The sequence below is a fragment of the Pikeienuella sp. genome, from assembly GCF_046290545.1.
Taxonomy (GTDB): domain Bacteria; phylum Pseudomonadota; class Alphaproteobacteria; order Rhodobacterales; family Rhodobacteraceae; genus Pikeienuella.
In genome coordinates, this window is sequence record NZ_JBKAGV010000006.1 from 187,358 (window position 1) to 211,174 (window position 23,817).

The 23,817-nt window shown below is 71.1% G+C and carries 24 protein-coding genes; 8 read left to right on the plus strand and 16 right to left on the minus strand.

The annotated features are described in order from the left end of the window. Nucleotides 1-3: 3 nt before the first annotated feature. The 8 genes from ACE37J_RS04795 to ACE37J_RS04830 form a co-directional block, all read right to left on the minus strand. Nucleotides 4-1,263 (minus strand): Na+/H+ antiporter NhaA, encoded by a 1,260-nt coding sequence (locus tag ACE37J_RS04795; protein ID WP_409707839.1) that lies wholly within the window; start codon nucleotides 1,261-1,263, stop codon nucleotides 4-6. Between the two features lie 228 nt (nucleotides 1,264-1,491). After that, nucleotides 1,492-2,343, minus strand: coding sequence for a D-amino-acid transaminase (locus tag ACE37J_RS04800; protein ID WP_409707842.1), 852 nt, complete (start codon nucleotides 2,341-2,343; stop codon nucleotides 1,492-1,494). A 2-nt stretch (nucleotides 2,344-2,345) separates the two neighbouring features. Further along, nucleotides 2,346-3,332, minus strand: a complete 987-nt coding sequence (dgcA, locus tag ACE37J_RS04805; protein WP_409707845.1) for an N-acetyl-D-Glu racemase DgcA — start codon at nucleotides 3,330-3,332, stop codon at nucleotides 2,346-2,348. After that, entirely contained in the window at nucleotides 3,329-4,324 is a 996-nt protein-coding gene (gene dgcN, locus ACE37J_RS04810) for an N-acetyltransferase DgcN (RefSeq protein ID WP_409707849.1), read from the minus strand. Before dgcN ends, dgcA begins: the two co-directional genes overlap by 4 nt. A gap of 190 nt (nucleotides 4,325-4,514) precedes the next feature. Continuing rightward, nucleotides 4,515-4,769: a hypothetical protein gene (locus tag ACE37J_RS04815; protein WP_409707852.1), complete on the minus strand. Its 255-nt coding sequence runs from the start codon at nucleotides 4,767-4,769 to the stop codon at nucleotides 4,515-4,517. A 1-nt stretch (nucleotide 4,770) separates the two neighbouring features. Then, complete coding sequence (locus ACE37J_RS04820; RefSeq protein WP_409707855.1) at nucleotides 4,771-5,526, minus strand: hypothetical protein; 756 nt, start codon at nucleotides 5,524-5,526, stop codon at nucleotides 4,771-4,773. Next, nucleotides 5,523-6,557 carry a Rieske 2Fe-2S domain-containing protein gene (locus ACE37J_RS04825; protein WP_409707858.1) on the minus strand — a complete coding sequence of 345 codons (1,035 nt, stop codon included), beginning with the start codon at nucleotides 6,555-6,557 and terminating at the stop codon, nucleotides 5,523-5,525. The genes ACE37J_RS04820 and ACE37J_RS04825 overlap by 4 nt, the downstream gene beginning before the upstream one ends. After that, a complete protein-coding gene (locus tag ACE37J_RS04830; RefSeq protein ID WP_409707861.1) occupies nucleotides 6,554-6,946 on the minus strand; it encodes a hypothetical protein in 393 nt (130 codons plus the stop codon). Before ACE37J_RS04830 ends, ACE37J_RS04825 begins: the two co-directional genes overlap by 4 nt. A 113-nt stretch (nucleotides 6,947-7,059) precedes the next feature. Between ACE37J_RS04830 and ilvD the strand changes: the two genes are divergently transcribed. Beyond that, a complete protein-coding gene (ilvD, locus tag ACE37J_RS04835; protein WP_409707864.1) occupies nucleotides 7,060-8,940 on the plus strand; it encodes a dihydroxy-acid dehydratase in 1,881 nt (626 codons plus the stop codon). Between the two features lie 181 nt (nucleotides 8,941-9,121). On the opposite strand, the gene ACE37J_RS04840 is transcribed toward ilvD, so the two are convergent. Genes ACE37J_RS04840 through ACE37J_RS04850 form a run of 3 tightly spaced genes read right to left on the minus strand, consistent with a single transcriptional unit; the run spans nucleotide 9,122 to nucleotide 11,873 of the window. After that, nucleotides 9,122-9,865 (minus strand): hypothetical protein, encoded by a 744-nt coding sequence (locus ACE37J_RS04840; RefSeq protein WP_409707867.1) that lies wholly within the window; start codon nucleotides 9,863-9,865, stop codon nucleotides 9,122-9,124. Beyond that, the gene (locus ACE37J_RS04845; protein WP_409707870.1) at nucleotides 9,862-10,302 is read right to left on the minus strand and encodes a hypothetical protein; all 441 of its coding nucleotides are present in this window, start codon (nucleotides 10,300-10,302) and stop codon (nucleotides 9,862-9,864) included. Before ACE37J_RS04845 ends, ACE37J_RS04840 begins: the two co-directional genes overlap by 4 nt. Further along, nucleotides 10,299-11,873 carry a hypothetical protein gene (locus ACE37J_RS04850; RefSeq protein WP_409707873.1) on the minus strand — a complete coding sequence of 525 codons (1,575 nt, stop codon included), beginning with the start codon at nucleotides 11,871-11,873 and terminating at the stop codon, nucleotides 10,299-10,301. The genes ACE37J_RS04845 and ACE37J_RS04850 overlap by 4 nt, the downstream gene beginning before the upstream one ends. 533 nt (nucleotides 11,874-12,406) lie before the next feature. Here ACE37J_RS04850 and ACE37J_RS04855 point away from each other — a divergent pair. From ACE37J_RS04855 to ACE37J_RS04870, 4 genes are all read left to right on the plus strand, one after another. Continuing rightward, a complete protein-coding gene (locus ACE37J_RS04855) occupies nucleotides 12,407-12,955 on the plus strand; it encodes a sigma-70 family RNA polymerase sigma factor (RefSeq protein WP_409707876.1) in 549 nt (182 codons plus the stop codon). Between the two features lie 5 nt (nucleotides 12,956-12,960). Further along, nucleotides 12,961-13,584: an anti-sigma factor domain-containing protein gene (locus tag ACE37J_RS04860; protein WP_409707879.1), complete on the plus strand. Its 624-nt coding sequence runs from the start codon at nucleotides 12,961-12,963 to the stop codon at nucleotides 13,582-13,584. A gap of 100 nt (nucleotides 13,585-13,684) precedes the next feature. After that, entirely contained in the window at nucleotides 13,685-14,566 is an 882-nt protein-coding gene (gene hemF, locus ACE37J_RS04865) for an oxygen-dependent coproporphyrinogen oxidase (protein ID WP_409708009.1), read from the plus strand. Then, nucleotides 14,557-14,922 (plus strand): Rieske (2Fe-2S) protein, encoded by a 366-nt coding sequence (locus ACE37J_RS04870; protein ID WP_409707882.1) that lies wholly within the window; start codon nucleotides 14,557-14,559, stop codon nucleotides 14,920-14,922. The genes hemF and ACE37J_RS04870 overlap by 10 nt, the downstream gene beginning before the upstream one ends. A gap of 42 nt (nucleotides 14,923-14,964) precedes the next feature. Here ACE37J_RS04870 and ruvB read toward each other — a convergent pair whose 3' ends face one another. The 3 genes from ruvB to ruvC are packed head-to-tail and all read right to left on the minus strand — an operon-like array spanning nucleotide 14,965 to nucleotide 17,118. Further along, the gene (gene ruvB, locus ACE37J_RS04875; protein ID WP_409707885.1) at nucleotides 14,965-15,999 is read right to left on the minus strand and encodes a Holliday junction branch migration DNA helicase RuvB; all 1,035 of its coding nucleotides are present in this window, start codon (nucleotides 15,997-15,999) and stop codon (nucleotides 14,965-14,967) included. A gap of 19 nt (nucleotides 16,000-16,018) precedes the next feature. After that, nucleotides 16,019-16,621 carry a Holliday junction branch migration protein RuvA gene (gene ruvA / locus ACE37J_RS04880; protein ID WP_409707888.1) on the minus strand — a complete coding sequence of 201 codons (603 nt, stop codon included), beginning with the start codon at nucleotides 16,619-16,621 and terminating at the stop codon, nucleotides 16,019-16,021. Continuing rightward, nucleotides 16,618-17,118, minus strand: a complete 501-nt coding sequence (gene ruvC, locus ACE37J_RS04885; protein ID WP_409707891.1) for a crossover junction endodeoxyribonuclease RuvC — start codon at nucleotides 17,116-17,118, stop codon at nucleotides 16,618-16,620. Before ruvC ends, ruvA begins: the two co-directional genes overlap by 4 nt. 230 nt (nucleotides 17,119-17,348) lie before the next feature. Between ruvC and ACE37J_RS04890 the strand changes: the two genes are divergently transcribed. After that, nucleotides 17,349-17,573: a DUF1127 domain-containing protein gene (locus ACE37J_RS04890; protein WP_409707894.1), complete on the plus strand. Its 225-nt coding sequence runs from the start codon at nucleotides 17,349-17,351 to the stop codon at nucleotides 17,571-17,573. 50 nt (nucleotides 17,574-17,623) lie between these two features. Here ACE37J_RS04890 and ACE37J_RS04895 read toward each other — a convergent pair whose 3' ends face one another. Next, the gene (locus tag ACE37J_RS04895; RefSeq protein ID WP_409707897.1) at nucleotides 17,624-18,490 is read right to left on the minus strand and encodes a 50S ribosomal protein L11 methyltransferase; all 867 of its coding nucleotides are present in this window, start codon (nucleotides 18,488-18,490) and stop codon (nucleotides 17,624-17,626) included. 199 nt (nucleotides 18,491-18,689) lie between these two features. Between ACE37J_RS04895 and ACE37J_RS04900 the strand changes: the two genes are divergently transcribed. After that, the gene (locus ACE37J_RS04900; protein WP_409707900.1) at nucleotides 18,690-20,621 is read left to right on the plus strand and encodes a pilus assembly protein TadG-related protein; all 1,932 of its coding nucleotides are present in this window, start codon (nucleotides 18,690-18,692) and stop codon (nucleotides 20,619-20,621) included. 33 nt (nucleotides 20,622-20,654) lie between these two features. Here the strand turns inward: ACE37J_RS04900 and msrA are convergent, their stop codons facing one another. Next, the gene (gene msrA, locus ACE37J_RS04905; RefSeq protein ID WP_409707904.1) at nucleotides 20,655-21,299 is read right to left on the minus strand and encodes a peptide-methionine (S)-S-oxide reductase MsrA; all 645 of its coding nucleotides are present in this window, start codon (nucleotides 21,297-21,299) and stop codon (nucleotides 20,655-20,657) included. Nucleotides 21,300-21,423: 124 nt separating this feature from the next. Between msrA and ACE37J_RS04910 the strand changes: the two genes are divergently transcribed. Next, complete coding sequence (locus tag ACE37J_RS04910) at nucleotides 21,424-23,799, plus strand: ATP-dependent helicase (protein ID WP_409707907.1); 2,376 nt, start codon at nucleotides 21,424-21,426, stop codon at nucleotides 23,797-23,799. Nucleotides 23,800-23,817: the final 18 nt, after the last annotated feature.

Genomic DNA, 23,817 nt, shown 5'->3' on the forward strand with positions numbered 1-23,817 from the left:
CGCTCAGGCCTTCTTCTCGACGCGGCAGACAGCGCCTGCCGCGAAAGCCATGACCGCCGCGAAGAAGGAGAAGAGCGCGCCCATCTTGGCCGCGTCCTGCACCGGCCCCGTCTGGAAGGCCACCGAGGCGACGAAGAGCGAGACGGTGAAGCCGATGGCGGCGACGCAGCCGAGGACGAAGAGATCGGGCATACGCATCCCGTCCGGCAGGCCGAGGCCCATCGGCTTCGCCGCCAGCCAGCCCATGAGGAAGATGCCGACCGGCTTGCCGACAAGGAGCCCGAGCAGGACAAGCCAGGTCGCCGTCCCCATCGAGGAGAACTGAACGCCCGCATTCGCCAGCCCGAAGAAGAAGAGGACGACCTCGACGGGGCTCTTCAGCAGGTGTTCGCTGTGATTGAGCAGGTCGGTCTGGTGATGCTCCGCCTCCTCGAAGAGGCCGAAGTCGATATCGGCATGGGGAATGGCCGGGATGATCGGAAGAAGGCCGAGCGCCGGGTGGATGCCCGCCTCCTGGAACCCGTACCAGGAGAGGCAGGCGCCGGCGAGATAGGGCCAGAAGCCGAGGACCTTCCTGCAGAAGGTCGTCGCGGTCTTGGCGCGCTTGCCCCGGTCCATGATCCGCGGCAGCCGGTTGAAGAGAAACCAGGCGCCGAACGCCGCGCCGGCCGAGAGCAGCAGCCATTCCGGCGCCAGCTCCCCGGACGGATAGAAGATCGCGAGGATCAGCAGCCCCGCCGCATCGTCCGCGATGGCGAGGAGGAGGAGGAAGCGCACGGCGGGATGCCCGGAGCCGAAGATCAGCCGCCCGACGAGATAGGAGAAGGCGATGTCCGTCGCCGTCGGGATCGCCCAGCCATTCGAGACCGCGTCGAAAGTGGTGGAGCCCATCGCCGCGGCGAGGCCGAGATAGACGGCGATCGGCCCGAACATGCCGCCCGAGGTCGCGATCAGCGGCGTCAGCGCCTTCTTGCCCCGCAGGCTCCCGTTCTTCAGCGCCACCGCCTCCCACACCTCCTTGCCCGCGATGGCGAAGAAGAAGGCCATGCCGACATCGTTGATGAGGTAGTGGAGCGTCAGCGTGCGATGAACGTGGCCCTCCGCGTCCACATGGGCGTGGCCGATCCAGGCGTGATCGACGATCACGTATTCGATCAGGTGGTGATAGCTCGCATAGTCGATATTGGCCCAGGCGAGGCCGATCAGCGCGCCGAGTATCAGAAGCGCGGAATACTCCGCCAGAAATCCCCAGACGCGGCGCATTTGCGGTTCCCTCTCCCGTGGCGAAGGCCGGTGCGGCCTCCGTGCGGATGCCCCGCATGCATAGTCCCGGCTGCGGGCGGTTTCAAACCGGCATGACGGAGCCGGGCGGCAAGGCGCGGGCGGGCGCGTCTCCGTCCATGCCGCCCGCCGAGCCATCTTTCAGATCATCCATATGAATCATATGGATAACTACTCCGCACAGCGTGTGCGCACGGCCCGGCCGCCCGGTCAGATCGCCATCTTCCGGCTTTCCTCGATGTAGATTTCGCGCAGCCGCGTCGCGATCGGCCCCGGAACGCCGCCGCCGATGGCCGCGCCGTCGATCTCCACCACCGGGGTGACGAAGGCGGAGGCGGCGGTGCAGAAGGCTTCGTCCGCCGCCTTCGCCTCCTCGATGGAGAAGGCCCGCTCCTCCACCTTCATCTGCGCCTCCTTGGCGAAGCGGATCACTGCCGCCCGCGTGATGCCGTGCAGGATCTCGTTGCCGAGATGGCGGGTCACGATCGTCCCGCCCTTCACGATCCAGGCGTTGTTGGAGGTGCCCTCGTTCACCAGCCCGTCCGTCACCAGCCAGGCGTCGTCCTTGCCCTGCGCCTTCGCCTCCATCTTGGCGAAGGAGGGGAAGAGGAGCTGCACGGTCTTGATGTCCCGCCGGGCCCAGCGCTGGTCCTCCACCGTGACGACCTTGAGCCCGGTCTTCGCCGCCGGCGCGTTCACGAGGTCCTTGGCCTGCGTGAAGAGCACGATGCCCGGCTCCGCATCCTTCGGCCAGGCGAAGTCCCTGTCCGCCGCGCCGCGGGTGACCTGAAGATAGATCATGCCGTTCCCGAGCGCGTTCCGCTCGACCATCTGGCGATGTATTTCGAGGAGTTCGTCATCCGAGCAGGCGGGCTTCATCTTCAGCTCGGAAAGCGAGCGATGCAGCCGGGCGACATGGCCGGCATAATCCACCAGCTTCCCGTCGATCACCGAGGTGACCTCATAGACGCCGTCGGCCATCAGGAAGCCCCGGTCGAAGACGGAGATCTTCGCCTCCGCCTCGGGCACGTAGTCTCCGTTCACATAGACGATGCGGCTCATGCTTATCCCCAGAGTTCCGGCGCCGGCGGATGAACGCCCTGCGCGTCATAGACAAGGCCGGGCCGCCGGTCCCTCGCGAGGAGGAGCGGCCCGTCGAGATCGGTGAAGGCGGCGCCCTGCGCGGCGAGCACGGCGGGCGCCATGCCGAGGGAGGAGCCGATCATGCAGCCGACCATCACCTTCAGCCCCGCCGCCAGCGCCGCCTCGCGAAGCGCGAGCGCCTCGGTCAGCCCGCCCGTCTTGTCGAGCTTTATGTTGACCATGTCGTACTTGCCGACCAGCCCTTCGAGCGAGGCGCGGTCATGCGCCGCCTCGTCGGCGCAGACGGGAAGCGGGCGCGCGGCGCCCATCAGCGGCGCGTCCTCCCCCGCCGGCAGCGGCTGCTCCACCATCGCGACGCCAAGGCCGAGGAGAAGCGGCGCGATCTCCGCATAGAGGTCCAGAGTCCAGCCCTCGTTGGCGTCCACGATCATGGTCGCGCCCGGCGCGCCGCGGCGGACGGCGCGAAGGCGGTCGAGATCCTCCTCCCCGCCGCCGAGCTTGATCTTGAGGAGCGGGCGATGCGCATTCTCCCGCGCCTTCGCCTCCATCTCCTCCGGGCTCGCCAGCGAGAGCGTATAGGCGGTGACCTGCGGCCTCGGCTCCGGCAGGCCCGCCAGCTCCCAGGCGCGCTTGCCCGCCCGCTTGGCTTCAAGGTCCCAGAAGGCGCAGTCGAGCGCGTTCCGCGCCGCGCCCGGCTTCATCTCCGCATTGAGCGCCGCGCGGGTTCCGCCGCCCGAAGCGAGCCAGGCCTCGATCTCCGCGATCACGCCTTCCTGCGTCTCGCCGTAGCGGGCGTAGGGCACGCATTCGCCCATGCCCCGGTGCGGCCCGTCGATCAGCTCGACGCTCACCACCTCGGAAACCGTGCGGGAGCCGCGGGAGATGGTGAAGACCCCGGCGATGGGGAAAAGCTCGCGCCTGACGACGCCGCGAACGGGCCCCCTCACGGGAGCGCGTCCACCAGCTTCGCCGCGCCGAAGCGATAGGGGTCGGTCGCCGGCAGGCCCATCTCGTCCTCCAGCTTCGCAAGATAGGCCTTCGCCTCCGCCTCGCCCATATGCGCGGTGTTGACCGAGCAGGCGATGGAGACGCAATCCGGGTTCACCACCCGCGCCAGCGTCTCCGCCAGCGGGCGGAGCGGGGCGAGGCCGGGAGAGGGGTAATGCGGCAGGCCGCGCATATGCGTCCGCGTCGGCTCATGGCAGAGCACGAGATAGTCCGGCGCGCCGCCATGCACGAGCGCCAGCGTCACGCCCGAATAGGAGGGGTGAAAGAGGCTGCCCTGCCCCTCGATCAGGTCGACATGATCCTCGTCGTTCTCCGGCGTCAGCACCTCGACCGCGCCCGCCATGAAATCCGCCACCACCGCGTCGAGCGGCACGCCGCCGCCGGTGATGAGGATGCCGGTCTGCCCCGTCGCGCGGAAGGTCGCCTTCCGGCCCCGCGCCAGCAGCTCCTTCTCCATCGCCAGCGTGGTGTACATCTTCCCGCAGGAGCAGTCGGTGCCGACGGCGAGCACGCGCTTGCCGCTCCGCAGCTTCCCCTCGCCGATCGGATACTTGAAGACCGGCAGACGCACGTCGAAAAGCTGCCGCCCCGTCCGCTGCGCGGCGGCGACGAGCGGCGCCTGGTCCTTCAGCAGGGTGTGGAGCCCGGCGGCGATGTCCATCCCCGCCTCCATCGCCTCGACGAGCACCGCCATCCAGGCGTCCGAGATGATCCCGCCCCGGTTGGCGACGCCGATCACCAGCGTCTGCGCCCCGGCGGCGGCGGCCTCCGCCACACTCATCTCCTTCAGGCCCATGTCCGCCTTGCAGCCCGGCAGGCGCAGCTGCCCGACAGAGGCGTCGGGCCGCCAGTCCTTGATCCCCTGCGCCACCTTGGCGGCGAGGGCGTCCGGCGCGTCGCCGAGGAAGAGGAGATAGGGCTGTCGCAGCATTGGGGCCTCCGTGTCGAAAGCCTGAATTCGGGGGTTAACGGCGCTTCGAGTCAAGCGCCGCTGCTGCGCCGCAGCGAAATCGCAACGCGCTTGCGGGGGCGACGCCTCGCCACGGAGCTTTCCGCAGATTCTTGCGTGTCCCGTGAGATATGTCGAAGACTCTTCGAAAGGGGCGCCGCAATCCAATGCGTCATTCGTGCTTTCCGAGGCGGGACCACAGCCTCTCCGCTCCGGTCAGGAGCGCGAAGACGAAGACGCCCCAGAGGATGAGGTCATAGGCCCCGAGCCCGAGCATCCGCATCCAGCCGCGCCAGAGATCCCCGCCCGGCGGCAGGGCGCCGAGGAGCGGCTCCGGCCCCCAGAGGCGGAACGGCCAGAACCGGGAGATATAGGCCAGCGCCAGCGCCAGCAGGAGAAACAGGAGCGCGCCGAGCAGCCCGCGCATCTCAGAGCGCCCTCAGCGTCGCCGGGTCGATCCGGAAAACCAGAAGGTCGCCGATCCGTTCGATCTCGCCTTCGACCGACACATAGGCGGCGGTGAAGGCGAGCGCCTCGGGCGGGAGCGGCCCGCCCTCCGGCCCGGCCATCAGCAGGAACGCCGCGCCCTCTACCGGCGCGGCCGAGACGAAGACGGCCGGAACCCCGCCGGTGATGCAGAGATTGGCGCAGGCCTTGTGCGAGAGGCCGCGCCCCGGCCGCATCGCCCCGGCGGCGCATTTCCCGTCGCAGATTTCGCCTTCGAGGCGCCACCGCCCGAGCCGTTCGGGAGGGGAGAGCGCGGGCGCCTCGCCTTCGGCGGCGGAGAGGTTCCGCTCCCCGCCGCCGATCTGGAGCATGTCGAGATCGCCGCGCTTCAGGATCACGCCGCCGGCCTTCACGAGTTTCCCGTCAAGCGAGGCCGCCTGCGGCGGCGCGAACTTGCCCCCGCCCGAGAGCATCACAGTCCGCCCCGCGGCGAGGCGTTCGGAGCCCTCCGTCACCCGGATCAGCGGATAGGGATGGAGGGAGAGGACGCCCGTCACCTCCTGCCGCCCGAAATCGAAGCGGAACCCGGCCTCCTCCGGCGCCGCCTGGGTGGAGGCCGCGAACCAGCCGGCGGCGGCGAAGAGCAGGATCAAGGCCGCCGCAATGGCGGCGAGGAACGGCCGGAGCCCTGGCGGGATCGGGAAGAACCCGATGAAGAATTCGTCCCGCGCCCTCATCCCGGGGCCTCCAGCGGCTGAACCGGCGTTCCGGGCGGGTTCGCCCGCGCGTCAAGCTCGATCAGCCCGGCGCGGAGCCGCAGCCGGTAGGTCGGCACCTTCTCGGTGAAGGGGGCCGGCGAGCATCCGTCCTCGACCCGGTACTGGAAGCCGTGCCACGGGCAGGTCACGCAGCCATCCACGATCCGCCCCTCGCCGAGCGGCCCGTTCTGGTGCGCGCAGGCGTTCGAGATGGCGGAGAACCGTCCCTCATGACGGAAGACGGCCGCCCGCTCGCCCCCGGCGAGCCGCACGACCCGCGCCCGCCCCTCCTCGATCTCCTCCGGCCGGCAGACGGGAACCCAGTCTCCCGCAGCGGCCGCGCCCCCCCGCTCCTTCCGCCAGGCGGCGAGATGCAGCCCTGCGACGAGGAGCGCGAGCGCCCAGACCAGCGCGGGAAAGGCGAGGCCCCGCACCCCCTGCGCCGCGCCGAGCGTCACATGCGCGACGACGGCGGCGTAGGCCGGGTAGATGAGGTAGTGGAGCGACTTCCAGAGCCGCGGCGTGAGGAAGGAGAGCCAGAAGTCATGGCTCGTCGCCGCGAGGATCAGGAGCGAGACCAGCGCGAAGATCCCGAACGCCTCGAACGGGAAGCCGAGCGCCCGGTCATAGGCCGTGTTGGAGAAGAGCAGCGCCTCCCAGGAGGAGACCGGCGTGAAGGCGTAATACCAGCCGAAAATCAGCAGGAAGTGCGACAGCGCCACCAGCGCCGTCATCACCCCGAAATGCCGGCGGTTGTAAAGGAGCGGCAGGAACCGCGCGTCGAGCCGCGCCAGCGGGCCGATCATCAGGATCACGCTCATCATCAGGAAGGCGCAGGAGCCGAAGGCGCGGGCGTTGTGGATCTGCGGCGTGACCGGGCTCGCGTGGCCGAGGAGGGCCGGGCCAAGCTGCACGAAGATCCAGAGATAGAGCCCGACGGCGAGCGCCAGCGCCAGATTGTAGCGGTGCTTGAACCCGTTCCACTGCACCGGGATGTAGGAGACGCTCATTCCGGCGCCTCCAGCAGAACGGGCGCGCCCGTGGGCGGCGCCTGCCGGATCGCGAGGCCGGCGAGGATCGTGAGCGGGATCAGGACGGCCAGGAGCAGCGCAGCGAAGCCATGCGCCCGCCGGGGCGGCAGGCGCCGCTTCGCCCAGCCGTCCCGCCCCGTCTCGAGCAGGAACCAGCGCCAGAGGACGAGCGGCCAGATCAGCAGCACGCCAGGGATCAGCAGCGGCCGGAAGGCCCAGGCGCCCCGCGCGTTCGGCTCCACGCGCCCGACGCCCCAGAGCAGGAAGGGGACGGAAACCGCCGCTCCGGCCCAGAGCCAGAGGCGGGCGAGATCCATGAGAAGGGCGGCTGTCTGCACGGCGATGACCCTCGCGACCCGGTTGCTCATAGCTGCCGCGGGCGATGGCATCATGTCACGTTTCCGTCAGCGCCGCCTTCGCTTTTCCTGAGGCCGGCGAAGGTTTATACCCTCTTGCAAAAGCCACGCCCGGAGGACGCCAGATGCCCGAATACCGCTCCCGCACCACCACCCACGGCCGCAACATGGCGGGCGCCCGCGCGCTCTGGCGCGCGACCGGCATGGGCGATTCCGATTTCGGCAAGCCGATCATCGCCGTCTCCAATTCCTTCACGCAGTTCGTGCCCGGCCATGTCCACCTGAAGGATCTCGGCCAGATGGTTGCGCGCGAGATCGAGAAGGCGGGCGGCGTCGCCAAGGAGTTCAACACCATCGCCGTGGATGACGGGATCGCGATGGGCCATGACGGCATGCTCTATTCCCTGCCGAGCCGGGAGATCATCGCCGACAGCGTCGAGTACATGTGCAACGCCCATTGCGCGGACGCGGTGATCTGCATCTCGAATTGCGACAAGATCACGCCCGGCATGCTGATGGCGGCGATGCGGCTCAACATTCCGGCGATCTTCGTCTCCGGCGGGCCGATGGAGGCGGGCAAGGTCATCCTCGACGGGACGGAGCGGAAGGTCGACCTCGTCGACGCGATGATGAACGCCGTGAACCCCAACGTCTCGGAGGAGGACAGCGAGAAGACGGAGCGCTCCGCCTGCCCGACCTGCGGCTCCTGCTCCGGCATGTTCACCGCCAATTCGATGAACTGCCTGACCGAGGCGCTCGGCCTCGCGCTGCCGGGCAACGGCTCCACCCTCGCGACCCACGCCTACCGCAAGGAGCTGTTCCTCGAGGCGGCGCGGACCATCGTGAAGCTCGCCCGCCGCTGGTACGAGGAGGACGACGTGACGGCGACGCCGCGGGGCATCGCGAATTTCGAGAGCTTCGAGAACGCGATGACGCTCGACATCGCGATGGGCGGGTCGACCAACACGATCCTCCACCTCCTCGCCGCGGCGCGGGAGGGGGGCGTGCCCTTCACGATGGACGATATCGACCGGCTCTCGCGCCGGGTGCCGCATCTCTCCAAGCTCGCGCCCTCGACCTCGGAATATCACATGGAGGATTTCCACCGCGCCGGCGGCATCATGCGGCTGATGGGGGAGCTGGACCGGATGGGGCTGATCCATCGCGACCGGCCGACCGTCCATTCGAAAACCTACGCCGAGGCGCTGGAAACGTGGGACGTGATGCGGAACCCCTCGCCCGAGGTGCTGGAATTCTTCCGCGCCGCGCCGGGCGGGGTGCGGACGACGGAGGCGTTCAGCCAGTCCAACCTCTGGAAGAACCTCGACCTTGACGGGGAGGCGGGCTGCATCCGGAACGGGGCGCACGCCTATTCCAGGGATGGCGGGCTCGCCGTCCTTTACGGGAACATCGCGGAGGACGGGTGCATCGTGAAGACGGCGGGGGTGCCCGAGGAATGCCTCGAATTCACCGGCAAGGCCATCGTGTTCGAGAGCCAGGACAGCGCGGTGAAAGGCATCCTCGGCGGCAAGGTGAAGCCGGGCCACGTCGTCGTCATCCGCTATGAGGGGCCGAAGGGCGGGCCGGGGATGCAGGAGATGCTCTACCCGACCTCCTACCTGAAGGCGGTGGGGCTCGGGAAATCCTGCGCCCTCATCACGGACGGGCGGTTTTCGGGGGGCTCGTCCGGCCTCTCCATCGGGCATATCTCGCCCGAGGCGGCGCTCGGCGGGGCGGTGGGCCTCGTCGAGGACGGGGACGAGATCCGCATCTCCATCTCCGGGCGCAGCCTCTCCCTCAACGTCTCGGACGCCGTGCTGGCGGAGCGGCGGCGGGCGATGGAGGCGAAGGGGGCGGCTTCCTGGCAGCCCGTGGAGGTCCGGCCCCGGAAGATCACCCCCGCGCTCAAGGTCTTCGCGGCCTTCGCGACCTCGGCCTCGGAAGGGGCGGTGCGGGACGTGGACGGGTTCCTCGCGGCCCGGACAAGGAGCCTCGCGGCGGAATAGGGCTCCCGGCCCCGGACCCGATCCGGGGCCCCGACGAACGGGGCGCGGCGGCGCGGTTTCGCTCCGCTCGGCGAGGTCCCGGCTCAGGGCCGGGACCGGGTGAGCGGGGTGTGTGCGCACAGTGCGCAGGGGGGTCATCTGCCTGATCTGATTGGATAATCGAAAATTTCGAAACTCCGGCTCAGCGGGCGCGGGCCTTCGCCAGCTCCTCACGGGCCATGGGCAGAATCCACGCATCCACCGGCGCGATGATCCCGCGCGCCTCCATCGCCTCCAGCCGATCCACCGCCTGCGCCCAATACTCCGCCGCCCGCGCCTCATCCGCCTGCGCCATCTTCGCCAGCGAAACGACAACATCCCGCGCCCAGCCCGCATTGCCGGGGTCGCGCTTCGCGAGATCGCGGGCGATGGCGAGGTCTTCCTGATAGGCCGCCAGCGCCCCCGCCCGGTCCCCCGCCGCGACGCGGACGTCGCCGACCTTGTTCAGGCTCACCGAGACGTCCCGCGCCCAGCCCGCATTCCCCGGATCGCGCGCGGCGAGAGCGCGGCGGATGGCGAGCCCCTCCTCATAGGCCGCCAGCGCCCCCGCCCGGTCCCCTTCCGCGACGCGGACGTCGCCGACCCTCTCAAGGCTCACCGAGACGTCCCGCGCCCAGCCCGCGTTCCCCGGATCGCGCGCGGCGAGATCGCGGGCGATGGCGAGCCCCTCCTCATAAGCCGCCAACGCCCCCGCCCGGTCCCCTTCCGCGACGCGGACGTCGCCGACCCTGTTCAGGCTCACCGAGACGTCCCGCGCCCAGTCCGCATTCCCCGGATCGCGCGCGGCGAGAGCGCGGGCGATGGCGAGCCCCTCCTCATAAGCCGCCAACGCCCCCGCCCGGTCCCCTTCCGCGACGCGGACGTCGCCGACCTTCAACAGGCTCACCGAGACGTCCCGCGCCCAGCCCGCATTCCCCGGATCGCGTTCGGCGAGACCGCGGGCGATAGCGAGACCCTCCTCATAAGCCGCCAGCGCCCCCGCGCCGCCCGGTCCCCTTCCGCGACGCGGACGTCGCCGACCTTCAACAGGCTCACCGAGACGTCCCGCGCCCAGCCCGCATTCCCCGGATCGCGCGCGGCGAGAGCGCGCCGAATGGCGAGCCCCTCCTCGAAGGCCGCCAGCGCCCCCGCCCGGTCCCCCGCCGCGACGCGGACGTCGCCGACCCTGTCAAGGCTCACCGAGACGTCCCGCGCCCAGCCCGCATTCCCCGGATCGCGCGCGGCGAGATCGCGGCGGATGGCGAGCCCCTCCTCATAGGCCGCCAGCGCCCCCGCCCGGACCCCTTCCGCGACGCGGATGTCGCCGACCCTGTCAAGGCTCACCGAGACGTCCCGCGCCCAGCCCGCATTCCCCGGATCGCGCGCGGCGAGACGCGGCGATGGCCTTCGAAGGCCGCCAGCGCCCCCGCCCGGTCCCCTTCCGCGACGCGGACGCCGCCGACCCTGTTCAGGCTCACCGAGACATCCCGCGCCCAGTCCGCATTCCCCGGATCGCGCGCGGCGAGAGCGCGGGCGATGGCGAGCCCCTCCTCATAGGCCGCCAGCGCCCCCGCCCGGTCCCCCGCCGCGACGCGGACGTCGCCGATCCTGTCAAGGCTCACCGAGACGTCCCGCAGCCGTTCCTCATCTTCCGGCGCGGCGGCGAGGCGGGCGCGGGCGACTTCGAGCGCGTGCATATGGGCGGGGCCGCCAGCGACGACGCCGCCGGCCACTGCGCGGGCGTCGCCTGCGGCGCGGAAGAGCAGCATCCGCTCCCGGCTCCCCGCCTCCACCTCCGCCGCGCCCGCCTCCAGCAGGCGCGCGGCGCCCTCATGATCCAGCCGCGCCTTCGCGAGGTCGGCCTCCGCAGTGAAGAACTGAAAGGTCGTCGCATCCTCCCGCGCCCGCGCCGCCGCCTCCTCCGCCGCGCGGGCGGCGCGGGCGCGGGCGCGGCCTTCGAGCCAGCGGGCGCGGGCGAGGGCGAGGGCCTCCTGCGCCGCGGCGAGGTCCGCGATGTCGGGGCGGGCGAGGGCGGCGGCGGCGGCTTCGAGGTCCGCCTGCGCCTCGGGCGCCTCGTTGCCCTGCCGGCGGAGGCGCGCGATCTCCGCCTTCGTCTCGCTCAGCCGCTCCCGCCCCCGGATGAGGGCGGCGTCGATCTGATCCTCCGGGGTCTCCTCCTCGAGGATCGCCTCCAGCAGGGCGAGAAGCTCGGGGCGGGAGACGTGGAGGCGCTCCGCCGTCTCGTCCACCCTTTCGGCGCCGCCGAACCTCGCCTCCAGCGCCTCCATCTTCGCCATGAGCGCGGCGAACCCCTCCCGGTTCTCCGCCCGCCCGGCCTTCACCTCCTCCCGCGTCTCGCCCACCCCCTGCCCGATGGCGAGGATGAGGTCGGGCTCCAGCGCGCGATACCAGTCCGCATTCTCCGCCGCGGCGCGGATGCCGGCGGAGACGACGGCCCCGGCGTATTGATGCGCCAGCGTCCCTTCCCGCTCCGGCGAGAAGAGGTCGGGCCGCTCCGCCGCCAGCCCCTCCATCACCGCGGCGACGGCCCCCTCCGGGAAGCCCGCGCGCGAGACGGCGGCGGCTGCGAGGCGCCGGCGGTCGATCATGCACCCTTTCAGCGCGGCGGAGAGGGCGGCGTCCGCCTCCGCAAGGTCGGGATGGGCGGACCAGTCATCCCCCTCGATCTCCAGCATCCTGGTGAAGCCGGTGCGGACGCTTTCCTGTATCCGCCGCCGCGTCCTGTCGCATTCCGGGCCGAATTTCTGCCGCGCGCCGAGGACGCGACCGATCAGCCCGCCGGCTCCGATGGCCGCCTCCGTCGCGCCGGGGGCGATGGCCGCGCCGAAGCCGATCGCCGTGAGCCCTGCGCAGAGGCCCGCGACGCTTCCCCAGCTTTCCCCGATCTTCGCCAATCGCGCCCCTCCCGATTCCCCGATCCTGCCGCCGGATCGCCCGCCCGGCAAGCGCGTTCGCCCTCCATCCTCTCCCCGGCCTCGATCAGCGGCTTTCCGGGGGAAAGCCGCAGAGGCCGTCGCCCGGAGGCGAAGGCCGGAGGGCGAGGGGCGCCGGGCTTGTCCGGACGTCGAAGATCGGGCCGCGCACGCCGCGGTGGGCGGGGAACGCGCCCGCCGGGGTCGGGCGTATACGACCGACGCGGGCGCGGGCCGATCTGACGCGGGTCAGATCGGCCGGGCGCTCCCGGCCGCCTCCGGAAGATCGGGGGAGGTAGGCCGGGCGCAAACACACGCGCCCGGCCCGGGCTCCGGCCGCAGGCGGGGAGAGGAAAACCCGCGGCCGGGCCGGCGCGCTGCGCGCCTCGCCCGTCCCGCTTTCGCGTCAGGCGGCGGAAAGGTTTCACGGCGCCGCATCCGTTCGCATCGACGGCGCCCCTCGCGGCGGCTAGAAGGGGCCGGAGCGAGGATCAGGGCGCGGGAGGCGAAGGGACATGGACGAGGCGCGCGCGCTCGAACCCCTTCTCCTCGCCGTCGCGCAGCGGGACCGCGCGGCCTTCCGCGCGCTTTTCGACAAGGCGGGGCCGAAACTAATGGGCCTCGCGCTGCGCATATGCCGGGAGAGGGCCCTGGCGGAGGATGCGGTGCAGGAGGCGTTCGTCGAGATCTGGCGGAAGGCCGGGGGGTTCGACCCCGCGCGCGGCTCCGCCGCCGGCTGGATGGCCGTGATCGCGCGGAACCGGGCGATCGATCTCGTGCGCCGCCGCGGCCGCGCCCCGGGCTGGGGCGGCGGCGGCGAGGGGGAGGACCCGCTGGCGGGGCTCGTCGACCCCTTCGCGCGCCCGGACGGCGGGGCGGAGGCGATGGCGCTCTCCGAATGCCTCGGCCGGCTGGAGCCGCGGCCGCGGGAGCTCGTGCTGCTCGCCTATGTGGAGGGGTTAAGCCGGGAGGAACTCTCCGCCCGCTACGATGCGCCGGTGAACACGATCAAGACCTGGCTGCGCCGCGGGCTCGCCGCGCTGAAGACCTGCCTGGACGGGTGAGGGGCATGGAGGAACGGGATTACATCGCCGCCGAACGCGCCCTCGGCCATGAGCCGCGGGAGCGGGAGAGCGCGGAAGAGGCCCGGCTCCGGGAGGATTGGGAGCGCCGGCTCGCGCCCCTCCTCGACGCGCCGGAGGCGGCGCCTTCGCCCGGGCTCTTCGCGCGGATCGAGGCGGCGCTCGACGGCGGGGCGGAGATCGTTCCGCTCAGGCGGCAGGTCAGGCTCTGGCGCGCCGTCTCCGGCCTCGCGCTCGCCGCCGCCGCCGCGCTCGCGCTCTGGATCGCGGTTCCGGCGGAGCGGGCGGGCGCGCGCTATGTCGCCGTGGTGACGGCGGACGAAGGCGGCGAGGCGGGGCTCATCATCCAGTTCGACACGGGGACGGGGCTCGCCACCGTCATCCCCGTCACCGCGCCGCCGGCGGGCAATTCCTACGAGATGTGGACGATCCCGGAGGGGCGGACGCAGCCCGTCTCCCTCGGGCTCCTGCCGCGGGGCGCCGCGCTCCGGCCCGGCTTCACGGCGGCGGAGGGGCAGATCTTCGCCATCAGCCTCGAACCCGAAGGCGGCTCGCCCACCGGCGCGCCCACGCAGCCGCTCTATCACGGGACCCTCGTCCGGGTTGACTGAGCCGCCGGCTTGCGCGCCGGGCGCCGGGCGGCGATAAACCCCGGAAAGCATCAGGGAGAGAGAGCGAGTGACCGACGCGCCCGAAAGCCGCATCCGCGACATGGAGGCCGAAAAGGCCCGCGCCTCCGCCTGGTTCGCCGAATTGCGGGACATGATCTGCGCCGCCTTCGAGCGGCTGGAGGACACGCAGGAAACCGGGCCGCATGCCGGTCTCCCCCCCGGCCGCTTCGAGCGGAAGGAGACGCGCCGCGCGGCGGAGGGCGGCGGCGAGGGCGGCGGCGGCGTCATGAGCGTGATGCGCGGCGGGCGCGTCTTCGAGAAGGTGGGGGTCAACATCTCCACCGTCCACGGCCAGCTCGGCGCGCTGGCGCAGCGCTCGCTCACCGCGCGGAAGGAGATTCCGGGGCTGGCGGAGGACCCGCGCTTCTGGGCGTCCGGCGTCAGCCTCGTCGCCCATATGCGGAGCCCGAAGACGCCGGCGATCCACCTCAACACGCGGATGTTCTGGACGCCGGGCGCCTGGTGGTTCGGCGGGGGGACGGACCTCAACCCGATGGTGGAGGTGGCGGAGGACACCGCCTTCTTCCACGGCGTGCTGAAGGCCGCCTGCGACCGGCACGACGCGGCCTATTACCCGGCGCAAAAGGCCTGGGCGGACGATTACTTCATGATCAGGCACTGGAACGAGCCCCGCGGCGTCGGCGGCATCTTCTATGACGATCTCTGCACCGGAGACTGGGAGGCGGATTTCGCCTATACGCAGGATGTCGGCCGCGCCTTCCTCGACGCCTTCCTGCCGATCACGGAAAAGCGGCGGACCGAGAGCTGGACGGCGGAGGACCGGGAGGTTCAGCTCGTGAAGCGGGGGCGCTACGCCGAGTTCAACCTCGTCTATGACCGGGGCACGAAGTTCGGGCTGGAGACGGGGCACAACCCGGAGGCGGTGCTGATGTCCCTGCCGCCCGAAGCGAAATGGCCCTGAGCGAGGCCTGGAAGGGCTATCGCCACGCGCCGGAGCCGGGAACGCCCGTCTGCCCGCTTTCGGAGGTTCCGGAGGCGGGGACGCTTTGCCTCAATCTCGGGGGCTTCCCGCTGCTCCTCGTGAATGCGGGGGGCGCGCTCCGGGCCTGGGTGAACGCCTGCCCGCATCAATACCTGCCGCTTGACCACAAGGGCTCGCGCCTCCTTTCGGCGGACGGGCGGGTGCTCCGCTGCACGAGCCACGGCGCGGGCTTTCTCGCGGAGACGGGCGAGGGGGTGGAGGGGCCGGGGGCGGGGCTCGCGCTCGATCCGGTTCCGGTTGCGACGGGCGCGGACGGGATGGTGCGGATCGGCTGAGCCTGACCGGTCGGCGCGTCGCCGCGACGCGACGCCGCCCGCTCACTCCCCGAAAAGGTCGCCCGCCCGCCCCGCGCCGCCGGGCGCGGCGAGGCCGAGATGGCGCCAGCCCTTTTCCGCCACCATGCGGCCGCGCGGGGTGCGCTGGATCAGGCCCTGCTGGAGGAGGAAGGGCTCGATCACGTCCTCCACCGCGTCCCGCGTCTCCGCCATGGCCGCGGCGATGGTTTCGACCCCGACCGGGCCGCCATTGTAGTTTTCCGCGATGATCGAGAGATAGCGGAGGTCCGCCGAATCGAGCCCCAGCGCGTCGACCCCGAGGCGGGTGAGCGCCATGTCCGCAATCTCCCGGTCCACCCGCCCGTCGCCCTCGATCAGCGCGAAGTCGATCACCCGGCGGAGGAGGCGGCCGGCGACGCGGGGCGTGCCGCGGCTCCGCCGCGCGATCTCCCGCGCGCCGTCCGGCGTCGCCGGCGCCTTCAGGAGGCGCGCGCCGCGCTCCACGATCTGCACCAGCTCCGCCTCGTCATAGAATTCGAGCCGGACGGGGATGCCGAACCGGTCCCGGAGCGGCGTGGTCAAGAGGCCGAGGCGCGTCGTCGCCCCGATCAGCGTGAAGGGCTGAAGCTCGATCCGCACGGTGCGGGCCGCCGGCCCCTCCCCGATCACGAGGTCGAGCTCGAAATCCTCCATCGCGGGATAGAGCACTTCCTCCACCGCCGGGTTGAGCCGGTGAATCTCGTCGATGAAGAGCACGTCCCGCGCTTCGAGATTGGTGAGGATCGCCGCGAGGTCCCCCGCCCGGGCGATGACCGGCCCCGAGGTCATGCGGAAGCCGACGCCGAGCTCCCGCGCCATGATCTGCGCCAGCGTCGTCTTGCCGAGGCCGGGCGGGCCGTAGAAGAGGAGATGGTCCATCGCCTCCCCCCGCTGGCGGGCGGAGCGGGCGAAGACCTCCAGATTGGCGCGCGCCGCCCGCTGGCCGACGAATTCGGCGAGGCTCTGCGGGCGGAGCGCGCGCTCCGGCGCGTCTTCCGTCAGCGGGTCGGGGCGGAGGAGGGGGTCGGGCTCGGTCATCTCCCCCCTCTCGCCCGCATCACCGGCCCGGCGCAAGCGACTTGAGCGCGGCGCGGATCAGCGCCGGCGCGCCCTCGGCCCCCGCCTCCTCCGCCGCGAGGACGGCGGCGGAGGCTTCGGAGGGCTGGTAGCCGAGATTGGCGAGGGCGGAGAGCGCATCCTCCCGCGCGCTCCGCTCCCCTTTCGGCGCGGCGGCGCGGGGAAGGGGGAGCGGCGCGGCGCCGGCGGGGGCCTTGCCCTTCAGCTCCAGCACGATCCGCTGCGCGAGCTTCGGGCCGACGCCGGGCGCGGCCTTCATCGCCGCCGCATCGCCGAGCGCGACGGCCCGCGCCGCCCCCTCCGCCCCGAGCGCGCCGAGAATGCCGAGCGCCACCTTCGCGCCGACGCCCTGGACGGAGGCGAGGAGGCGGTGCCAGTCCCTCTCCTCCCGCGTCGGATAGCCGAAAAGCTGCTGCGCATCCTCCCGCACGATGTGGACGGTGTAGAGCGCCGCCTCCATCCCCGGCCGGAGCCCGGCGAGGACGCGCGGCGGGGCGTGGACCTCGTAGCCGACGCCCCCCGCCTCGATCAGCGCATGATCCTCCGCCACATGGTCCACCCGCCCCGAGACCTTGCCGATCATCGCGCAGCCTCCGATGCGGCGCGGAGCGCGGGGCCGGCATGCTGCGCATGGCAGATCGCGACGGCCAGCGCATCCGCCGCGTCCGCGCTCGCCGGGTCGGCGCCGGGGAGGAGGAGGCGGACCATGTGGAGGATCTGCGCCTTCTCGGCATGGCCGACGCCCACGACCGTCTTCTTCACCTCGTTGGGCGCATATTCGTGGACGGCGAGCCCCGCCTCCGCCGGGATCAGGAGCGCGACGCCGCGGGCCTGCCCGAGCTTCAGCGCGCCGGCCGGATCCCGGTTCACGAAGGTCTTCTCCACCGCCGCGACCTCTGGCGCATGGCGGGCGAGGACGGCGCGGAGCCCGGCGGCGAGGAGCGCCAGCCGCGGCGCGAGATCGCCCGAATCGGTGGCCACCGCGCCCGAGGCGACATGCCGGAGGCGCCCCCCGGCGCCCGCCTCGATCACCCCCCAGCCCATGCGGCGCAGGCCCGGGTCGATTCCGATGACGCGCATTGAAGAAACCTTGTTGACGCCGCGTTTACGGCTCCTAGCACGAAGCATGAACAACGGCCAGCGCAAAGGCTGAAAGCGACATGCGCGGCGCGTTGTGCGGCGCCACAAAACACCCATGATCCGCACGCATGACGGGCATGACGGCTGCGCATTTGCGGAGCGATTTCAAGGCCCCTAGATGCGCGACATCGAACACCGGGGCGTTGCAGCCCCTGCATCAGGAGCCCGTCATGGCCGTCATCGAGACCTCCCGCGTCGCGCCCTTCGGGGCCATCTCCGTCTTCCGCGCCGTCCAGTTCGGCGAGCGTGTCATCCGCGCCGTCCGCGCCCGCATCGTCGCGGAGCGGACGCACAGCGAGCTCGTCAAGCTCTCCCCGGCCCAGCTCCGCGACATCGGGCTGGGCGACCGCGACCTCGGCGAATTCGCCGCCGAGATCGCCCGCCGCCGGGGCTGATCCCCGCCAGGGACCGGAGCGGCCGCCCCCCCGGGGGCGGCCGTTTCGATTCAGGCGTCGAGCGTCAGCGTCGTCCAGTCCCCGTCCCGCGTCAGGCGCCGGCGGGAGAAGCCCCAGGCGCGATAGACCGCCTCCACCCCCGCCGCCTGCCCGTTGAGGATGCCGGAAAGCACGACGACGCCGCCCGGCGCCACGTGGCGGCGCATGGCGGGCGCGAGGCGCTTCAGCGGGTTCGCCAGGATGTTCGCGAGCACGAGGTCATAGGGCGCCGAAGCGCGGAGCGCCGGATGCGCGAAGCCCGGCGCCCGCAGCGCCCGGATCCAGGGGCCGAGCCGGTTCGCCGCCGCGTTGGCCCGCGCCGTCTCCGCCGCGACCGGATCGATGTCGGAGGCGAGGGCGGGCGCGCGCCAGAGCGAGGCCGCCGCCATCGCCAGCACGCCCGTCCCCGCGCCGATATCCGCGACGCGGCGCGGGCGGAAGCCGGATTTCGCGAGATGATGGATGGCGAGGAGGCAGCCGCGCGTCGTGCCGTGATGCCCGGTGCCGAAGGCCATCGCCGCCTCGATCTCCAGCGCATGGCGGCGGCCGGCGGCGCGCGCCCGGTCATGCGCGCCATGGACGAGGAAGCGCCCGGCGGAGACGGGCGCAAGCTCCCGCTGCACCTCGGAAACCCAGTCCCTCTCCCCGATCTCGGAAACGGCGAAGGGCCGCGCGCCGAAGGCCGCGGCGGCGAGGGCGAGGGCCGCGCCGGGCGGCGCCGTATCGAACCAGGCCGCGACCTCGAAGAGGCCGCTCCCGTCCTCGATCTCCATGACGCCGACGCCGTAGGGCGCAGGCTCCGCCGCCTCCAGCGCCTCGCCCAGCGCGGCGGCTTCCGCTGCGCCCGGAAGGGTCGTGATCGCGCTCCAGATCGGCATCTCTTCTTCCTTCCGCCGCGCGTTCACGCCTCATCAGGCTTGTTGCGGCATGATGGAGCGGGCGCAGACTTGCCGCACCCGCTCGACGCTTCCATAGTGCGGCGCAGGCTGCTATAGCAAGCCATGCGCGGCTTGCGTGTTGGGGTGTTGCGTGATCCTGAGGAAGAGCACGAAGTTCCTTCAGAATGAAGCTGCGTCGATGGCGACGCAGGTCGTCGTCTTTTCCGTCCTTCTCTTCGGAACGTCCGGCGTGGTGATCGATTTCGGCCGCGTCTATTCCGAACATTCGCGCATGCAGGCCTTCACGGACCAGGCCGCGCTCGCCGCCGCGGCGGAGCTCGACGGCGCGAGCGACGCGATCGAGCGGGCCGTTGATTCGGTGTTCGCGGGCGGCCTCGCGCCCAAGGCCGCGGCGTTCAGCGAGGGCGACGGCGCCGAGTTCGGCATCTCGCATCTCTTCTTCCTCTCCGACCTTTCGGATGACAGCGGCGCGCAATACAATCTCGCGGCGGATATCGGCGGGCCGGACCTCCTGCACACCGCCTTCGCGAATGGCGGCTCCTCCGGGATGGAGGACGCGGCCGCCTCCGCCTCCGCGCGCTTCGTCGTCGCCGTCGCGGAGGAGCGATCCGTTCGCAACTCCCTGATGCGGCTCATCAACTCGGCCGGCTCCGACACCGTGCGGGAGACCAACGTGGTGCGGACCGTCGCGGCAGCGACGCGGAAGCGGCTCGCCTGCGGCGCGCTTTCCAACCTCGTCGTCTGCAACCCCTGGGAGGGGACGGAGGGCGGCTCCTTCGAGGAGGCGACGCGCGACCCGGCCAATGTCGGCATCCAGTTCCGCCATGTCGCGGACGGCCAGATGGATTTGGACGGCGCGCTGACCCGGCCGAACAGCCTCGCGCGGCGGCTCGCGCTGAACGGCCCGGCGGCCGTGCGCGCGATCTGCTCCGATCCGCTCACCCTGCCGGGCGCCGACCCGGCGATGACGGCGGAGGAGGCGGCGACGGCTTTCGCGATCTGCATGATGGCCTCCGCGCGGGAAGAGGAGTTCTGCATCGGCGAGGACGTCGCCTTCGTCGCCGCCTCGCCCGAGGAGGTGACGACCGCGCTCGGCACCGCCTTCGACATGTGGGACGAGCCCATCTCCGGCGTGCTGGACTGGGACCTCGACGCCGAGGGCGAGCACAGCCAGCTTGTCGATTCCGACGGCAATTCGCTCTTCAACCCGGGAACGGCGCATCCGCTGCGGGACGAATCGATCCTGTTCCAGCCGGACCTCGACATCCTCAAGGGGCGCATCTGGGACGAGCCGACGGCGATCGCGAACGCGGCGTTCGGCATTCCCGCCTCGTCCCGGCTGAACCATCCGAAGATCGCGCAATATGACGACTACAACCTGCGCCTGAACCCGTGCTTCCGCTCCGGGCTCGCCAGCAACTGCCTCGACGACGGGACGGGGGAGATCTTCGACTACGTCGCGCAGCCGACGACCTATTCCAACGTCGCGAACTTCTACACCTCCTATTTCCCGAACCGCTTCTTCCGGGATTTCGAGCTGCCGCCGTTCGAGACGACAACGTTCTACGACGCCTATCTGCTGGAGCGGGAGGACTGGCTGCACAGCCGGGACACCTATACCCTGCCCACCGGGATCACGGTGCTTGCGGGCCAGTCCCTCGCCGAGGCGGGGGAGGACGGCTCGCTCGACACGCATCTCGGCGCGCCGGACGAATTCGTGGCGCAGATCCAGACCCGGCGCGCCTATGACGCGGACGGGAACCCGATCGACGTGAACGAAGACGGGCTGGTGAATGCGCTCGATGTCGAGCCGGCCTATTCCAACTTCACCTACAATCCGCCGCTCAGCCCGATCGACCGCAGCCTGGAGCGGCGGGTGATGAACGCGACCGTGGTGAATTGCGGTGCGGCGCAGGTCGGCGATGACGGCGTGGCGCGGGCGCCGGTCGTCGGGTTTGCCGAGCTCTTCCTGCTCCAGCCGCCGGTCCCCGCCTGCGCCGACGGTTCGGAGAATTGCCTCAACCGCGATCTCGTCAGCTCGACGATCTATTCCGAGTTCATCGGCCAGTCGGAGATGACGGAGACGGTCTACGCCGTTCTCGTCCGCTGAGCCGCCGCCACGCGGCGGCGGCGGCGTGAGGCCTCAGGCGGTGAGGCCGACCGGGCAGGAGACGCCAGTTCCCCCCACGCCGCAATAGCCGCCGGGATTCTTGGCCAGATACTGCTGGTGGTAATCCTCCGCATAGTAGAAGGCGGGGGCGTCGATGATCTCCGTCGTGATCCGCCCGAACCCGGACCCGGCCAGGCGCTTCTGGAAGACCTCGCGGCTGGCTTCGGCGGCGGCGCGCTGCTCCGGCGAGAAGGCGTAGATTCCGGAGCGATACTGCGTGCCGACATCGTTGCCCTGCCGCATCCCCTGCGTCGGGTCATGCCCTTCCCAGAACGTCCTGAGCAGCCGGTCATAGCCGATCTGCGCCGGGTCGAAGGCGACGAGCACGACCTCGTTATGCCCGGTCGCGCCGGTGCAGACCTCCCGGTAGGTCGGGTTCGGCGTCTCGCCGCCGGCATAGCCGACGGCGGTGACCCAGACCCCGGGGAGCGACCAGAACATCCGCTCCACGCCCCAGAAGCAGCCCATGCCGAACATCGCCTTTTCGAGATGGCCGGGGATCGGCTGGAGCGGGCGGCCGTTGAGGAAATGCGCCTCCGCCGTCGCGATCGGCTCCGTCCGGCCGCGAAGGGCCATGCCGGGCGCGGGGAGTTCGGGCTTGCGAAAGAGACTGAACATCGGAAGGCTCCTTGTGCTGCGCTCCAATGTAATCCCGCGAGGCCGCGGGAAAAGCCCGTTCGAAATGAACATTCCGCGAACAGGGGCTTTGCCTGAGGCCGGCTTCGGGCTAGACTCGCGCCCCATGAGCGATCCGGCCTTCGACCCCGATCTCGGGGACGCTTTCGACGCATGGGAGGGGCGGCGCCTCTCCGACATGGCGCGCGCGCCCGGGCCCGCCGGCGCGGCCTGGCTCGACGGGCTGAACGCGCCGCAGCGCGCGGCGGTGGAGATGCTGGACGGGCCGGTCCTGATGCTCGCCGGCGCGGGCACGGGCAAGACCAAGGCGCTCACCTGCCGCATCGCGCAATTGCTCGCCACGGGCCGCGCGCAGCCGAACGAGATCCTCGCCGTCACCTTCACCAACAAGGCGGCGCGGGAGATGAAGGCGCGGGTCGGCGCGCTGATCGGCGGGGCGGTGGAGGGGATGCCCTGGCTCGGCACGTTCCATTCGCTCTCGGTCAAGCTCCTCCGCCGCCATGCGGAGCTTGTCGGGCTGAAGCCGAACTTCACGATCCTCGATACGGACGACCAGCTCCGCCTGATGAAGCAGCTCATCCAGGCGGAGGGGATCGACGACAAGCGCTTCCCCGCACGGCAGCTCGCCGCCGTGATCGACCGCTGGAAGAACCGCGCAGTGACGCCGGACCGCGTGCCGGCGGCGGATGCGCGCGCCTTCGCCGGCCATGGCCCGGCGCTCTACGCGCTCTACCAGGAGCGCCTGAAGGTCCTGAACGCCTGCGATTTCGGGGACCTGCTGCTGCATGTCGTCCGCATCTTCCAGGAGCACGAGGACGTGCTGGCCCGCTACCAGCGCCGGTTCCGCTATATCCTCGTGGACGAGTATCAGGACACCAACATCGCGCAATATCTCTGGCTCCGGCTGCTGGCGCAGGGCCACCGCAACCTCTGCTGCGTGGGGGACGACGACCAGTCGATCTATGGCTGGCGGGGCGCCGAGGTCGGCAACATCCTGAAATTCGAGAAGGATTTTCCCGGCGCGAAGGTCATCCGGCTGGAGCAGAACTACCGCTCCACCCCGCACATCCTCGCCGCCGCCTCCGCCGTCATCGCCGGGAACGAGGAGCGGCTCGGCAAGACGCTCTGGACCGAGGAGGAGGGCGGCGAGGCGGTGCGGCTCACCGGCCTCTGGGACGGGGAGGAGGAGGCGCGCTGGATCGGGGAGGAGATCGAGCGGCTGGAGAGGGGCTCACGCGGGGCTGATCCGGTCTCCCCCGACGAGATGGCGGTGCTGGTCCGCGCCTCCTTCCAGATGCGCGCCTTCGAGGACCGCTTCCTCTCCATCGGCCTGCCCTATCGCGTCATCGGCGGCCCGCGCTTCTACGAGCGCATGGAGATACGGGACGCGATGGCCTATTTCCGCGTCGTGACCTCGCCGGATGACGGGCTCGCCTTCGAGCGGATCGTGAACACGCCGAAGCGCGGCCTCGGCGACAAGGCGCAGGCGACGATCAACACGGTGGCGCGGGAAAACGGCGTGAGCCTTCTCGAAGCGGCGCGCATTCTCACGGTCGAGGGCGGGCTGCCGCGCGGGGCGGAGGCGGCGCTCCGCTCCCTCGTCGCGATGTTCGACACATGGATCGCGCGGGCCCGGGCGCCCGGCTTCGACCATGTCGAGGGCGCGATGCAGATGCTGGAGGATTTCGGCTATCTCGACCATTGGCGGAACGACAAGTCCGCCGAGGCGCCGGGGCGGCTCGAAAACGTCAAGGAGCTGGTCAAGGCGCTGGAGGAGTTCGAGAATCTCCAGGGCTTCCTCGAACATGTCTCGCTCGTCATGGAGAACGAGCAGGAGGATGCCGCGCCCAAGGTCTCGATCATGACCTATCATGCCTCGAAGGGCTTGGAATTCGACTGCGTGTTCCTCCCCGGCTGGGAGGACGGGCTCTTCCCCTCGCAGCGCTCGATGGACGAGAGCGGGAAGGCCGGCCTGGAGGAGGAGCGGCGGCTCGCCTATGTCGGCATGACGCGGGCGCGGCGGCACCTGACGATCAGCTTCGCGGCCAACCGGCGCGTCTACAACCAGTGGCAAAGCGCCCTGCCCTCCCGCTTCGTGGACGAATTGCCGAAGGCGCATGTCGAGGTGCTGACGCCGCCGGGCCTCTATGGCGGCGGCTATGGCGCGGCGGGCATGGCGCGGGGCTCGGTGCTGGAGGAGCGGGCGGCGGCGGCCTCGGCCTACAACTCGCCGGGCTGGGCGCGGATGCAGGCCAATGCGGGGCGGCGGCATCTCCGCGCGCCCGCCGAGGCGAAGGGCCTCGTGATCGACGCCGAGGCCGCCTCCGGCTACGGGCTGGGCGACCGGGTGTTCCACCAGAAATTCGGCTATGGCGCCGTGACGGAGATCGAGGGCGACAAGCTGACCGTCGCCTTCGAGAAGGCGGGGGAAAAGAAGGTCGTCGCCCGCTTCGTCACCGCGGCGGAGGACATCCCTTTCTGACTCAGGCGCGCGCGCGGG

Bases quoted from the DNA above. Each gene is read 5' to 3' on its own strand.
- ACE37J_RS04795 (WP_409707839.1), bottom strand. From the start codon at position 1,263: ATGCGCCGCGTCTGGGGATTTCTGGCGGAGTATTCCGCGCTTCTGATA.
- ACE37J_RS04800 (WP_409707842.1), bottom strand. From the start codon at position 2,343: ATGAGCCGCATCGTCTATGTGAACGGAGACTACGTGCCCGAGGCGGAG.
- dgcN (WP_409707849.1), bottom strand. From the start codon at position 4,324: ATGCTGCGACAGCCCTATCTCCTCTTCCTCGGCGACGCGCCGGACGCC.
- ACE37J_RS04815 (WP_409707852.1), bottom strand. From the start codon at position 4,769: ATGCGCGGGCTGCTCGGCGCGCTCCTGTTTCTCCTGCTGGCGCTGGCG.
- ACE37J_RS04820 (WP_409707855.1), bottom strand. From the start codon at position 5,526: ATGAGGGCGCGGGACGAATTCTTCATCGGGTTCTTCCCGATCCCGCCA.
- ACE37J_RS04825 (WP_409707858.1), bottom strand. From the start codon at position 6,557: ATGAGCGTCTCCTACATCCCGGTGCAGTGGAACGGGTTCAAGCACCGC.
- ACE37J_RS04830 (WP_409707861.1), bottom strand. From the start codon at position 6,946: ATGAGCAACCGGGTCGCGAGGGTCATCGCCGTGCAGACAGCCGCCCTT.
- ilvD (WP_409707864.1), top strand. From the start codon at position 7,060: ATGCCCGAATACCGCTCCCGCACCACCACCCACGGCCGCAACATGGCG.
- ACE37J_RS04855 (WP_409707876.1), top strand. From the start codon at position 12,407: ATGGACGAGGCGCGCGCGCTCGAACCCCTTCTCCTCGCCGTCGCGCAG.
- ACE37J_RS04860 (WP_409707879.1), top strand. From the start codon at position 12,961: ATGGAGGAACGGGATTACATCGCCGCCGAACGCGCCCTCGGCCATGAG.
- hemF (WP_409708009.1), top strand. From the start codon at position 13,685: ATGGAGGCCGAAAAGGCCCGCGCCTCCGCCTGGTTCGCCGAATTGCGG.
- ACE37J_RS04870 (WP_409707882.1), top strand. From the start codon at position 14,557: ATGGCCCTGAGCGAGGCCTGGAAGGGCTATCGCCACGCGCCGGAGCCG.
- ruvB (WP_409707885.1), bottom strand. From the start codon at position 15,999: ATGACCGAGCCCGACCCCCTCCTCCGCCCCGACCCGCTGACGGAAGAC.
- ruvA (WP_409707888.1), bottom strand. From the start codon at position 16,621: ATGATCGGCAAGGTCTCGGGGCGGGTGGACCATGTGGCGGAGGATCAT.
- ruvC (WP_409707891.1), bottom strand. From the start codon at position 17,118: ATGCGCGTCATCGGAATCGACCCGGGCCTGCGCCGCATGGGCTGGGGG.
- ACE37J_RS04890 (WP_409707894.1), top strand. From the start codon at position 17,349: ATGGCCGTCATCGAGACCTCCCGCGTCGCGCCCTTCGGGGCCATCTCC.
- ACE37J_RS04895 (WP_409707897.1), bottom strand. From the start codon at position 18,490: ATGCCGATCTGGAGCGCGATCACGACCCTTCCGGGCGCAGCGGAAGCC.
- ACE37J_RS04900 (WP_409707900.1), top strand. From the start codon at position 18,690: ATGGCGACGCAGGTCGTCGTCTTTTCCGTCCTTCTCTTCGGAACGTCC.
- msrA (WP_409707904.1), bottom strand. From the start codon at position 21,299: ATGTTCAGTCTCTTTCGCAAGCCCGAACTCCCCGCGCCCGGCATGGCC.
- ACE37J_RS04910 (WP_409707907.1), top strand. From the start codon at position 21,424: ATGAGCGATCCGGCCTTCGACCCCGATCTCGGGGACGCTTTCGACGCA.